We start from the raw sequence: 12678 nt of genomic DNA on the forward strand, positions 1-12678 counted from the left end.
GTTGGCGCGTCGGCAGCCCGCCGACATCTTGGTCAATCAGCCATACTCTGTTTCATAAACCATTTGGCGACAAGCCCCCGCCGCTCCATTGGCTGCCGGGTTGGGCAACGGCTTCAAGCTAACCGGCAAAGCGTTTTCAGGCTGCCTGATTGCTATCGCGTGATGGCTGAAACAAGCCGGTTCGCCCGCCCAAAGGCAGCCTGAAAACCCATCCGCCCGCCCTACCCGCTTGCCAAGTGCAAAACCTGTTTCAGGCTGCCTCATCACAGCCTTCATCGCAAAAAACCCAACCCCATCTCAACCCCACTCCACGGAGACCCCCATGTGCGGCGTATTAGGACTCGTATCACACGAACCCGTAAACCAACTTTTGTATGACGGCTTGCAAATGCTGCAACACCGCGGGCAAGACGCGGCCGGCATCGTAACCACGCAAAACAGCTATTTCCACATGCACAAAGGCAAAGGCATGGTGCGCGAAGTGTTCCGCACCCGCCACATGCGCGATTTGCACGGCAACGCCGGCATCGCCCACGTTCGTTATCCCACCGCAGGCAACGCAGGCAGCCCCGCCGAAGCCCAGCCCTTTTACGTCAGCTCCCCCTTTGGCATCGTGTTGGCACACAACGGCAATCTCACCAACACCGCCGAGCTGCACCAAGAGGTCTATACCCAATACCTGCGCCATGTAAACACCCAATCTGACAGCGAAGTCCTGCTCAACGTGTTCGCCCACGAGCTGCGCCAAGCCGTCAGCCAAAACGCCGACCCGCTGCATCTCACTGTAAACAACATCTTTGATGCCGTCGCCCGAGTGCACAAACGCGTGCGCGGCGCGTATGCCATCGTTGCCATGATAGCGGGCTACGGCATGCTCGCCTTCCGCGACCCCAACGGCATCCGCCCGCTGGTGCTGGGCAAGCAAGAAAAAAACGGCAAAACCTCATGGGCGGTTGCCTCCGAAAACGTGGTATTCGGCGGCTTGTCGTACCACTTTGAGCGCGACATCCAAGCAGGCGAAGCCGTGTTCATCGAATTCGACGGCACGCTGCACACCCGCCAATGCGCCGAACACCCGCGCCTAAACCCCTGCCTGTTTGAATACGTTTATTTCGCCCGCCCCGACACCATCATGGACGGCGTGTCCGTGTACCAAGCCCGCGTGGACATGGGCGTGCTGCTGGCTGAAAAAATCAAACGCGAAATCAACATCAACGCCATTGATGTCGTGATGCCCATCCCCGACACCAGCCGCCCCAGCGCATTGGAACTTGCCCGCGCGCTGGGCAAACCCTACCGCGAAGGCCTCATCAAAAACCGCTACATCGGGCGCACCTTCATCATGCCCGGCCAAGCCACGCGCAAAAAATCCGTGCGGCAAAAGCTCAACACCATCCCCAGCGAATTCAAAGGGCGCAACGTGTTATTGGTGGACGACAGCATCGTGCGCGGCACCACCAGCCGCGAAATCGTGGACATGGTGCGCGAAAGCGGCGCAAACAAAATCTACATCGCCTCCGCCGCCCCCGAAGTGCGCTACCCCAACGTGTACGGCATCGACATGCCCACGCGCGAGGAACTTATCGCCCACAACCGCACCGCCGCCGAAATCGCCCGCGAAATCAACGCCGATGCCTGCGTGTTCCAAGATTTGGCCGGGCTGGAAGCCATCATCCGCAGGCTCAATCCCAAAATCGAAGGCTTGGATTCCTCCTGCTTCAACGGCGAATACATCACAGGCGACATCGACGAAGCCTATCTCAAACGCCTGTCCAGCAGCAAAAAGCAGCCTGAAAACCAACCACAGCCCACGCCGATTGATTACAACGTGAGCGTGGACAACAGCGAAGAGTAAAGCCCCTATCATCAATCAGGCAGCCTGAAACCGTTTTCAGGCTGCCTTTTTGGTTTTATTTGGGCGATGCCCATCGCAACCGCATCGCCCTCTTCCCGCCATTGCCCAGCCCATCCCGCACTTTTTTCCTTTTTGATACAAATTCCTATTTAATTCCACTTTTAACCCATCTTTACATCTTATTCCGTTCTTTTTACAATCCGCGTTTTTAATAATAATTCTTATTCAAAGAGACCCCATGAGAAATATCCAACCAACCCTCAAAATCTGCCTGCTTGCCGTATTGTCTGCATATTCGGCGCAGGCAGTTTCCGCTCCTGCCGAGCAAACCCTGCAAAACATACAAGTGAGCGGCAAACGGCTTGCCAAGCAAAACACCGCCGAACACAAAAAACGCGAAGACATCGACCGCGAGCTCATCCGCGACAACAACGATTTGGTGCGCTATTCGCCCGATGTGGGCGTGAGCCAAAGCGGAACGCGCCACAGCAAAGGCTTTGCCATGCGCGGCGTGGAAGGCAACCGCGTGGGCGTGAGCATTGACGGCGTATCGCTGCCCGATTCCGAAGAAAACTCGCTGTATGCGCGCTATGGCAATTTCAACAATTCGCGCATGAGCATCGACACCGAACTGGTGCGTGGCATTGATGTGGAAAAAGGCGCCAATTCGTTCAGCATGGGCAGCGGCGCATTGGGCGGCGGCGTGAACTATCGCACGCTGGACGCGGGCAATCTGCTGCAAGACGACAACCGGTTTGGCGGCTTGATTAGAAGCGGCTATGCGTCCAAAAACCGCGAATGGGCAAATACCGTGGGCTTGGCAACCGGCAACGAACGCGCCGACTTTATGCTGCTGTATTCCCAACGCCGGGGGCACGAAACCAAAAGCTCAGGCAAAGGCGAAGACACCATCGGCAGCGCGCGCGGCATTCCCGACCCTGCCAGACACAAATACCACAGCTTTTTGAGCAAATTTAACTGGCAATTGACCGATAACCAGCGTGTGGGCGTGGCGTTTAACGGGCAGCAAGGGCACAACCGCGTGAACGAGCTGTCTTACAACTTGCAAGAAAGCAGTTGGCGCGAGGCAGACGACATCAACTACCGCCGCAATCTGCATCTGTATCACGAATTTGCGCCCTCCCGCTATTTGAGCTTGGTGAAAACCGAATTTGACTATCAAAAAACCGATTTGGCTTCGGTGAGCGACAAAGGCTCGTATCCGCGCGATTGGAGCAAGCCCGATTTCCCGTTGGATTACAGCAAAAAAGATTTGGACGAGGTATACGACCGCCGCATGAAAACCACGTTCCACCGTTTGAGCCTGAGCTTGGACGGCAAGCCGTTCCAATGGGGCGGCACACATCAATTGTCGTTTAAAACGTTTGTGAGCAAGCGCGATTTCAAAAACATCAACAGCGATTCTTATTACCTTGACGGCAAAGTGTATAACGTGAAAAGCACCATCCAGCACCCCGTGCAAACGCGGCAGTTTGGCTTTTCGCTGTTAGACAGCATCCAATGGAACGACCGCTTTTCCAACCAAATCGGCGTGCGGTACGACCACACGCGCCTAAAACCCAAAGCGTTAAACGAAACCTGCAACGCGTGCGAAACCACCATCCCCGCGCCCGGCTCGTTTCGCGCTTGGAACGGCTTTGTGGATACGCAATGGCGCATGAACGATGCTTGGCGGTTGAACTACCAAGTAACCACGGGCTACCGCATCCCCACCGCTTCGGAAATGTATTTCACCTACAAACACCCCGCTGGCAACTGGCTTGCCAACCCCAATTTGAAAGCCGAACGCAGCCTGAATCAAACCATCACGCTATCGGGCAACGGTCGCTTTGGCAAAATGGATTTGAGCGCGTATCACACCCGTTATAAAAACTTCATTTTTGAACAGGAAAACGCGCCGATTGAAAACGGGCGGATGCAGCTTTATCAACAAATGGTGAACGTGGATAAAGCGCGCATCAGCGGCTTGGAGTTTTCAGGCAGCCTGAAACTGCCCAAAGGCTTCTCGCTAATGGGCAGCTTGGGATACAGCAAAGGCAGGCTAAACAACGGATTAAGCCAACTGCCCTTGCAACCCATCAAAGCCGTGATTGGCTTGGACTACGAGCATCCCGAGCAGCGCTGGGGGATTTTCTCGCGCTTAACCTATATGGGCGCGAAAAAAGCCAAAGACGCGAAAATCCTGCACCACGAGCAAAAAGAAACCTGCCTGGCCTATGAAACCGAAGAAGATTGGTGGACAGGCGAAACCTACACCTATTGCAGCAAACGCCACGTTGAAGCGGTGGAAAGCAAAGAAACCTTCCCCTATTTAAACCGCTCCGCAGTGGTGCTGGACGTGTTTGGCTATGTTCGCCCCACCAAAAACCTTACCCTCCGCGCAGGCGTTTATAACTTAACCAACCGCCGTTATGCCACATGGGACAGCTTCCGCAGCATCAACATCCGCAGCACCACAGGCTCGGTGGACAAAGAAGGCAAAGGCTTGGCACGCTTCTACGCCCCTGGGCGCAATTATTCCGTATCGCTGGAATACAAGTTTTAACCCGTTTTACCGTTTTCAGGCTGCCTCAAACCTTGAAAACGATTGCTAGGCAGTCTGAAAACTCTTTCAACCCCACTACAAAGGAAAAACCATGTCTCACCACCATCATCATTCAGAAAAACACGAACCGCGCGAATTGGCAGCATTTCTAAAAGCCAACACCCGCGCCACGCATCAAAGCGTGGACGATTTAGTGATGTCGGTTCAACCATTTAGCACGCCCGAAAACTACACCCGCTTCCTGCAACTGCAAGCCGTGTTCCACAAAATTGTGGACGATGTGTACAAAAATCCCACGCTCAATCAACACATTGAAGGCTTGGCTGCACTCGCTCGCTACGACGACGTTATCACCGACTTGCGCGACCTCAACGCACAAGAAGCCCACATCCGCGCCGCCATCCCCGCCCCGCAAGGCGCAGAAGCCATCGGCTGGCTCTATTGCGCCGAAGGCTCAAACTTGGGCGCAGCGTTTTTGTTTAAAGACGCACAAAACAATCTGGGCTACAACGAAAGCCACGGCGCACGCCACCTTGCCCCGCACATGGATGGGCGCGGCAAACACTGGCGCGCGTTTGTCGGCAAATTCAACCAACTGCCGCTGAACGCGGAAGAACAAGAAACCGCGCTCAAAGGCGCGCTGGAAGCGTTTGCGTTTTATAAAGTGTTGCTGCGGGAGATTTTTGAAGTGGCGTAAGATTTAAGCAGCAATAAGGCAGCCTGAAAACGGGTTTGAAGCGTTTTCAGGCTGCCTTTGGTGTCTCTGCTTATACCCGCTGTCCGATATAGCGCACGCGCCCAATCACTTTTAAACGAGACAGGTCTTCGCCTTCAACCACCATGTCGGGATAGTTAGGATTGTCGCAAGCGAGAATGATTTGGCGCAGCAGCAGCTTCACACGACGGATAAGGGCTCGGCTGCCAATTTCCAGCACATAAATATTGCCCTCGGCTAATTTGTTATCAGACAAATCAACCAGCAGCTCGCATTTGCCGCTGATAGTGGGTTTCATAGCTTCGCCGTAGCCGATAACGATGCCACAAGTTTGGGCATCGGCAATGCCGAGTTCATTGAACAACTCCTTGCTGAGCAACAAGGGAGCAGTATGACCTTTTTTAGGCGGTGGTGAACCATCGGGCGGCGTGTCGGAGATTAGGTGGGCTGGGATAAAGTCGGTAGCGTTCATGGAATTGTCTTTCGGTGGAATGAATGGGTGGAGGCAGCCTGAAAACCATTTTCAGGCTGCCTTTGGCGTTTTCAGGCTGCCTCTGCCTACCTTTTCAACTTCGCCAACGCATCTGCCATCGCGCTATTTTGCGGAGCGCGTTCCCGTTGTGCCTTGCCGTTTTTCAGGCTGCCTCGGTTGCCGTTGCTTGGGCTACGCGGGTTGCGGCTACTTTCATTTTCAGGCTGCCTGCCGCGTTTTTCCGCGCCTGCCTCATCATTCAGCCGCATGGTGAGCGCGATGCGTTTGCGCGGCACGTCCACTTCCAGCACTTTCACTTTGACCACGTCGCCCGCTTTTACCACGTCGCGCGGGTCTTGCACGAAGCGGTCGGCGAGCGCGGAGATGTGCACCAGCCCGTCTTGATGCACGCCGATGTCCACGAATGCGCCGAAGTTGGCAACGTTGCTCACCACGCCTTCCAGCACCATGCCAACTTGCAGGTCGTTCATGTCGTGCACGCCTTCGGCGAAGGCGGCGGTTTGGAACTCGCCGCGCGGGTCGCGCCCGGGTTTTTCCAGTTCTGCCAGAATGTCTCGCACGGTGGGCAAGCCGAAGCGTTCGTCAATAAAGTCAGCAGCCTGAATTTGGGCGATTTGGCTGCGGTTGCCAATCAGCTCGGCGGCGGTGATGCCTTGTTTTGCCAGCATTTTGGCGACCACGGGATAGGCTTCGGGGTGGACGGCGGAAGCATCAAGCGGTTCGCTGCCGCCGTTAATCCGCAAAAAGCCTGCCGCCTGCTCAAAGGTTTTTTCGCCGAGGCGCGGCACTTTCAACAGTTGCTTGCGGTTGGCAAACGCGCCGTTTTCATCGCGATAGGCGACGATATTGTGCGCCAGCGTGCTGTTCAGCCCCGAAATGCGGGCGAGCAGCGGGGCAGAGGCGGTGTTTACGTCCACGCCGACGGCGTTTACGCAGTCTTCCACCACGGCATCCAGCGATTTGGCGAGCTTGGATTGATTGACATCGTGCTGGTACTGCCCCACGCCGATGGATTTGGGGTCAATTTTGACCAGTTCGGCGAGCGGGTCTTGCAGGCGGCGGGCGATGGAAACCGCGCCGCGCAGGGATACGTCCAAATCGGGGAACTCGCGGGCGGCGAGTTCGGAGGCGGAATACACGGATGCGCCCGCTTCGGAAACGGTGATTTTGCGTATTTCAGGCTGCCTTTGTAGCAGTTCGGCGGCGATTTTGTCGGTTTCGCGGCTGGCGGTGCCGTTGCCGATGGCGATGAGTTTCACGCCGTTGCGCTCAATCATTTGCGCCAGCCGCGCCAGCATGGCATCGGGCTGGTGCAGGTAAACAATCGCGGTGTCCGCCAGCTTGCCCGTGTCGTCCACTACCGCGCATTTCACGCCGTTGCGGTAGCCAGGGTCTAAACCCAGCGTGGGCAAGCGGCCCGCTGGCGCGGCGAGTAGTAAATCTTTGAGATTTTTGGCAAACACGGTAATCGCATCGGCATCGGCTTCTTCTTTCAGCCGCGCAAAGGCTTCCAGTTCCAGCGACAGGAAGATTTTGGCGCGCCAAGTCAGGCGCACGGTATCGCGCAAGAATTTGTTTTCCGAACGGATTTGGAAATGCTCGGCGATGATTTGCTCGTATTCGCTGGCTTCGGTAATCGGCGTTTCATCGGGCTGGTATTTGAGCGCGGCGTGCAACACGCCTTCGTTGCGCCCGCGCAAAACGGCTAGGGCGCGGTGGCTGGGCATTTGGGCGATGCGTTCGCGGCAGTCAAAATAGTCTTTGAATTTTTCGCCGTCCGCTTCTTTGCCCGCAACCACTTGCGCGTGCACTTCGGCTTCGCGCCACAGCTTGTCGCGCAACTGCCCAATCAGTTCGGCATCTTCGGCAAACTGCTCCATCAAAATGGCGCGTGCGCCGTCCAGCGCGGCTTTGACATCGGGCACTTGTTCGCTGACAAACGGCGCGGCAAGGGCTTCAGGGTCGTTTTCAGGCTGTCTAAAAATGCTGTCTGCCAAATCTTGCAAACCGTGTTCGCGGGCGATTTGCGCTTTGGTGCGGCGTTTGGGCTTGTAGGGCAGGTACAAATCTTCCAGCGCGGTTTTGTTGTCCGCCGCTTCAATCGCGCTTTGCAGCTCGGGCGTGAGCTTGCCTTGCTCGTCTATGCTTTTTAACACAACGGCTTTGCGCTCCTGCAATTCGCGCAGATAGGTGAGCCGCTCTTGCAGCGTGCGCAGCTGGGTGTCGTCCAGCCCACCCGTGGCTTCTTTGCGGTAGCGGGCGATAAAGGGCACGGTCGCGCCTTCGTCCAGCAGCGCGACGGCGGCGGTGATTTGGGCGGGGGTGGCGGAGAGTTCGGTGGCGAGGAGTTGGGTGATGTTCATGGTTGGAATCTCTTGTTAAATAATGGGTTGTATGGTTTCAGGCTGCCAAAAAAGGGGCGATTATAACGGCAATAGGCAGCCTGAAAACAGTTGAAACGGCTTTTCAGGCTGCCTATGCCGACAGCAAAACGCTGTGGGCAAATCAATAAAAGACGAATTCTAACAAATCTAACCCAAAAAACAGCTGCGGATGCGTTGGTTTGGTTTGCCGTTTTTCTGCAATAAAACTGCGTTTTTTAAAATTGGCACGCTGGTTGCTTTGGTTTCAGCATCGTATTAACAAAACAAATTAGAACAACTATTCTTATTAGGCTAAATTATCATGCAATCTGGCAATTATTATTTTCAAACCACTGTTACCCGTGTGAACTTGGCTTCTGTGATGCAGGCTTTGCGTTCATCGGATGCGCCTGCCGATGAAATCTCGGCGAACATCAAAAGCCTGATGCAATGCAGCATCGCGCAGGGCAAGGAGCGGGCGGTGGATTTGCTGCTGCAATATAATTTGGCGTATATCAGCCATGCTAAAAACAAAGTGTTGTCGCATGATGACAGCGTGTGTTTTGCGGATATTCGTTGGGCGTTGCAAACGGTGGGCAAGCCGAAAATGGCGCGGGCGATTTGATTGGGGAGATGGGTATTTTCTACCTTGCGCATTGCGCGGCGGACTACCCCTTTGGCTTTGCATAAGTTCGCATAGCTAAATCAAAGATTTAGATGCTCACTTATACCCAAATCAAAGATTTGGACAAAGGGGCAAGGCTGCCTTTGGTGGGAAAGGTGGCTTTTTTGTGGGCGGCGGGTTGAGGCAGCCTGAAAACTAATCTACCCAGTAAAAAACCGTTTGGCACAACGCCAAGCGGTTTTGTTTTTTCAGGCTGCCTATCGGGTTCAGGCAGCCTGAAAACATCTCTACCGCCTATCAATGCAGCGCATTTACCAGCGCAATCCGCGTTTTCAGCGTCCAATAGCTTGCCAGCCCTGTGGTGCTGTGCAGCACTTTGCCGTTTTTAATCAACACGATGGTAGGCGTAACTTTCACGCCCCATTGTTGCGACCATGCGCCGTTGTCATCGTTCACGGCGGGGAAGGTGTAGCCTTGCTGTTGCAAATAGGCGCGAATATCGTCGTCGCTGCCCGAGCGCAATGCCACGCTAAGCACGGGTGTGCCGCCATCGTGCAGGCGTTGGATAACGGGCGAGGTGTGTTTACAAATGCCGCACCATGCGCCCCAGATATACAGCAGCAGAGTTTGATTTTGGCTGGCGGCTTGCAGCGTGGTGGTAAGCGGCGCGGCATCGGGCGAGCGTGGCACAATCGGCAGCGCGGTTTGGGCAGCCTGAATTGGCAATTTGGGCGCACGCAGCGCATCCACGGCAAGGCTGATGGCAAGCAGCAACAGCAGCATTTGTGTGGCTTGCTTTGCCCAAGTAATAATTTTTTTTCGCATGGCTTGATTAAAATGTGAAATATCGTTAAAAAGCGAACATAATTGTAAGAATCTGTATTCATTATTTCCATAGGCATCTTTTATGCCCTAAAAACGCGGCTACTGCGTTAAAAATGCGCGCAAGGTGTCCAACCTTGAACCTTGCTGTGCTTTTTGCCTTGTATCCGCGCTTTTATGTCATCAAATCTGCCTATGCAAATAGTGAATACAGATTCTAAACGAAAAATGTTTTCAGGCTGCCGCAAATCGTCTCATGACATCGTATTCACGGCGCGGGCGGAGTAACCCTCGCGCACACGCTAGGGTCTGTTGACATTCAACTTTTGCAGCGGATTTTGCGTCATAAAACGGCAGATACAAGGCGAAAATGCGAGCCTATGCCATCCATAGGCGAGTATTTTCAACGCAGTAGATGCCGTTTTAGGGCGCAAAATCCGCCAAAACGTTGATTGTCAACAGACCCTAAGGCAGCCTGAAACGCCCCTTCCCCCTTTTTCAGGCTGTCTCATGCCTAAGAACCTGTTTAAAGTCTCCGCGCGAGTTGTCCGCTGATGCAGTCTGGCTGTGCGGCAAGGCGCAAAACACAGGCAATAGCGGGACTATTGTCAAGTTTTGCAACACAGCCGCACAGCCAGAATACGTTAGCGGCAACCGTGTCGGAGGCTTTAAGCAGGTTCTGAACCCCAACCGATAGGAGTCTCACCCATGACCCTCGCCCTTGAACGCATCCGCCACACTGCCTTGCGCGAAAAAATTATGACCGCCAACGAAGCCGCCGAATTTGTGCAAGACGGCATGCTCGTGGGCATGAGCGGTTTCACCGGCGCAGGCTACCCCAAAGCCCTGCCCACGGCGATTGCCGAGCGCGCCCAAGCCATCCATGCCGAGGGCAAACCCTTCCAAATCAGCGTGATAACCGGCGCATCCACCGCGCCCGAGTGCGATGGCGTGCTCGCTGCATCAGGCAGCCTGAAACTGCGCAGCCCGTTCCAATCCGACCCCACGCTGCGCAACGACATCAACGCCGGCAAAATCGCCTACACCGATATTCACCTTTCGCAAATTGAGCAGCAAGTGCGCTTCGGCTTCTTCGGCGCGATGGACGTGGCGATTATCGAAGTGGTCGGCATCACCGAAGAGGGCAAACTCATCCCCTCCATGAGCGTGGGCCCGGACAACCAATGGGTGAAATCCGCGCAAAAAATCATCTTGGAAGTGAACACGCAGCAACACGCCAAGCTGGAAACCATGCACGACGTGTTTGCCGACATCGGCACGCCGCCCCACCGCCACCCCTTGCTGCTGCTCAACCCCAACGACCGCATCGGCAGCCATTACATTGATTGCGATTTAGACAAAATCGTCGCCATCGTGTTCACCGACGCGCCCGACCGCAACAGCAAATTCGCCGAACCCGATGCCATCTCGCAACGCATCGCCGCGCAAATCATTGAATTTTTTGAACATGAAGTCAAACACGGCAGACTGCCTGAAAACCTATTGCCGCTGCAATCGGGCGTGGGCAACGTCGCCAATGCCGTGCTGGCAGACTTGCAACACAGCCGCTTTGAAAACATCACAGGCTTCACCGAAGTGCTGCAAGATGGCATGCTGGATTTGCTGCTCTCGGGCAAAATGGCGAGCGCATCCGCTACCGCCCTCTCGTTTAGCCCCGACGCGCTGCAACGCTTTAACGACAACATTGACTTTCTGCGCAGCAGAATCATCCTGCGAGCGCAAGAAATCACCAACAGCCCCGAGCTAATTCGCCGCCTAGGCGTTATCGGCATGAACGCCATGATAGAAGCCGATATTTATGGCAACGTGAACTCCACGCACATCATGGGCACGCGCATGATGAACGGCATCGGCGGCTCAGGCGATTTTGCCCGCAATGCGTATTACTCGTTCTTCGTCAGCCCCTCCGTTGCCAAAGACGGCGCGATTTCTTGCATCGTGCCCATGGTTTCCCACCACGACCACACCGAACACGACGTGATGTTTATTGTAACCGAGCAAGGCATGGCGGATTTGCGCGGCAAATCGCCCCGCCAACGCGCCCGCCTGATTATCGACCACTGCGCCCACCCCGACTACCGCGATATGCTGCGCGACTACTACGACCGTGCCGAGCAATCAGGCGGCGGCTTGCATACGCCGCATCTGTTGAACGAAGCCCTGTCGTGGCACCAACGGTTTGTGGAAACGGGCGATATGCGGGTGAAATAACGTTTAAGCGATATTGAGGCAGCCTGAAAAGCCATAACCACGCCGTGTTGATGGCGAAACAGGGTTTTCAGGCTGCCTTAGCGCACCAATCAACCATTTTTGGCTTACCCCACCATTTTGAAAAACACCCAACCATGCGCAATTATCTATTCAGCCTCATTGTCTGCTACACCTTGATTGCCCCAGCATTTGCCAAACAACCCCACTATGTGGAAGGCAAATTAGTCAACTATGCCAATCCCGTTTATCCACGCCAAGCCATGGAAAATGAAGAAGGCACGGTCAAATTACGCATCTTTGTTGCCCCTGATAACAGCGTGGAACAGGTAGAAATTGTGGAATCCAGCGGTTCAACTTTTTTGGATGAATCCGCAAAAAAAGCGGCATACAAATCCACTTTTCAGGCTGCCCTACGCAACGGCAAACCCGTTCATACCGTGTTTACCACCCGCTTCACGTTCCAAATGCACTCCGATGATGAAAAACCGTTTTCAAAAATATTGCGACAAGTTTTTGGCGGATAACACCATGCGAAACCCTTTGCTTGCCTTAATCACCAGCCTTGCGCTGATTGCCCCACCGTTCACGCCAAAACGCAAGCAGTTAAAAATACCAAAGGACGAGTGATAAAAACCGTTACGCCCGTCTATCCACCCCTAGCCCTAGAAAACGGCATAGAAGGGCGCGTGAAACTGCGCGTACAGGTTGCGCCGAATAACCGCATCCGCTTGGTGGAAGTGGCGGAATCCAGCGGTTCGCCGCTGTTGGACGAAGCCGCCGTTGCCGCCGTGCGCCAATATCGTTTTCAGGCTGCCTCGCGCGACGGCAAACGGGTCGCCACCACGTTTTTCCCCATTTTTAAATTTGAATTGGAGTGATAAGCGCGCAGGCGCAGACAGCCGCCCTGCCCTGCTTTGCCCCTGCATAAAAAGGCAGCCTGAAAAACACAAAACCGCTTGGTATTCTGCCAAACGGTTTTTTTTACTGGATAGATTGGCTTTCAGGCT

Annotated in this window: 11 protein-coding genes; 7 read left to right on the forward strand and 4 right to left on the reverse strand. The window is 54.6% G+C overall.

Translation table 11 applies throughout. The features are described 5' to 3' along the window. Nucleotides 1-322: 322 nt before the first annotated feature. The 3 genes from purF to JDW22_RS04530 all read left to right on the forward strand — a co-directional run bounded on the left by purF (nucleotide 323) and on the right by JDW22_RS04530 (nucleotide 5118). Entirely contained in the window at nucleotides 323-1855 is a 1533-nt protein-coding gene (purF, locus tag JDW22_RS04520; RefSeq protein WP_200521881.1) for an amidophosphoribosyltransferase, read from the forward strand. A 238-nt stretch (nucleotides 1856-2093) separates the two neighbouring features. Next, the gene (locus JDW22_RS04525; RefSeq protein WP_200521882.1) at nucleotides 2094-4421 is read left to right on the forward strand and encodes a TonB-dependent hemoglobin/transferrin/lactoferrin family receptor; all 2328 of its coding nucleotides are present in this window, start codon (nucleotides 2094-2096) and stop codon (nucleotides 4419-4421) included. A 91-nt stretch (nucleotides 4422-4512) separates the two neighbouring features. Beyond that, a complete protein-coding gene (locus tag JDW22_RS04530) occupies nucleotides 4513-5118 on the forward strand; it encodes a biliverdin-producing heme oxygenase (RefSeq protein ID WP_200521883.1) in 606 nt (201 codons plus the stop codon). A 70-nt stretch (nucleotides 5119-5188) separates the two neighbouring features. Here JDW22_RS04530 and JDW22_RS04535 read toward each other — a convergent pair whose 3' ends face one another. Continuing rightward, complete coding sequence (locus JDW22_RS04535; RefSeq protein ID WP_003794176.1) at nucleotides 5189-5608, reverse strand: S24 family peptidase; 420 nt, start codon at nucleotides 5606-5608, stop codon at nucleotides 5189-5191. 86 nt (nucleotides 5609-5694) lie between these two features. Next, a complete protein-coding gene (locus tag JDW22_RS04540) occupies nucleotides 5695-7992 on the reverse strand; it encodes a Tex family protein (RefSeq protein ID WP_200521884.1) in 2298 nt (765 codons plus the stop codon). Nucleotides 7993-8314: 322 nt separating this feature from the next. Here JDW22_RS04540 and JDW22_RS04545 point away from each other — a divergent pair, with 322 nt between their 5' ends. After that, on the forward strand, nucleotides 8315-8617 hold the full coding sequence (locus JDW22_RS04545; RefSeq protein ID WP_003794169.1) for a hypothetical protein: 303 nt from the start codon (nucleotides 8315-8317) through the stop codon (nucleotides 8615-8617). Nucleotides 8618-8717: 100 nt separating this feature from the next. Here JDW22_RS04545 and JDW22_RS04550 read toward each other — a convergent pair whose 3' ends face one another. Both JDW22_RS04550 and JDW22_RS04555 read right to left on the reverse strand, forming a co-directional pair. Beyond that, entirely contained in the window at nucleotides 8718-8918 is a 201-nt protein-coding gene (locus JDW22_RS04550; protein WP_003794165.1) for a hypothetical protein, read from the reverse strand. Then, the gene (locus JDW22_RS04555; RefSeq protein WP_003794163.1) at nucleotides 8915-9442 is read right to left on the reverse strand and encodes a redoxin family protein; all 528 of its coding nucleotides are present in this window, start codon (nucleotides 9440-9442) and stop codon (nucleotides 8915-8917) included. The genes JDW22_RS04550 and JDW22_RS04555 overlap by 4 nt, the downstream gene beginning before the upstream one ends. Before the next feature lie 705 nt (nucleotides 9443-10147). On the opposite strand from JDW22_RS04555, the gene JDW22_RS04560 reads away from it, so the two are divergent. From JDW22_RS04560 to JDW22_RS04570, 3 genes are all read left to right on the forward strand, one after another. After that, nucleotides 10148-11671 carry an acetyl-CoA hydrolase/transferase family protein gene (locus JDW22_RS04560; RefSeq protein WP_200521885.1) on the forward strand — a complete coding sequence of 508 codons (1524 nt, stop codon included), beginning with the start codon at nucleotides 10148-10150 and terminating at the stop codon, nucleotides 11669-11671. A 50-nt stretch (nucleotides 11672-11721) separates the two neighbouring features. Further along, nucleotides 11722-12195: an energy transducer TonB gene (locus JDW22_RS04565; protein ID WP_235964889.1), complete on the forward strand. Its 474-nt coding sequence runs from the start codon at nucleotides 11722-11724 to the stop codon at nucleotides 12193-12195. A 99-nt stretch (nucleotides 12196-12294) separates the two neighbouring features. Further along, entirely contained in the window at nucleotides 12295-12549 is a 255-nt protein-coding gene (locus JDW22_RS04570) for an energy transducer TonB (RefSeq protein ID WP_200521887.1), read from the forward strand. The last annotated feature ends 129 nt before the right edge of the window (nucleotides 12550-12678 follow it).

This window comes from Kingella bonacorsii, assembly GCF_016623605.1.
Lineage (GTDB): Bacteria > Pseudomonadota > Gammaproteobacteria > Burkholderiales > Neisseriaceae > Kingella_B > Kingella_B oralis.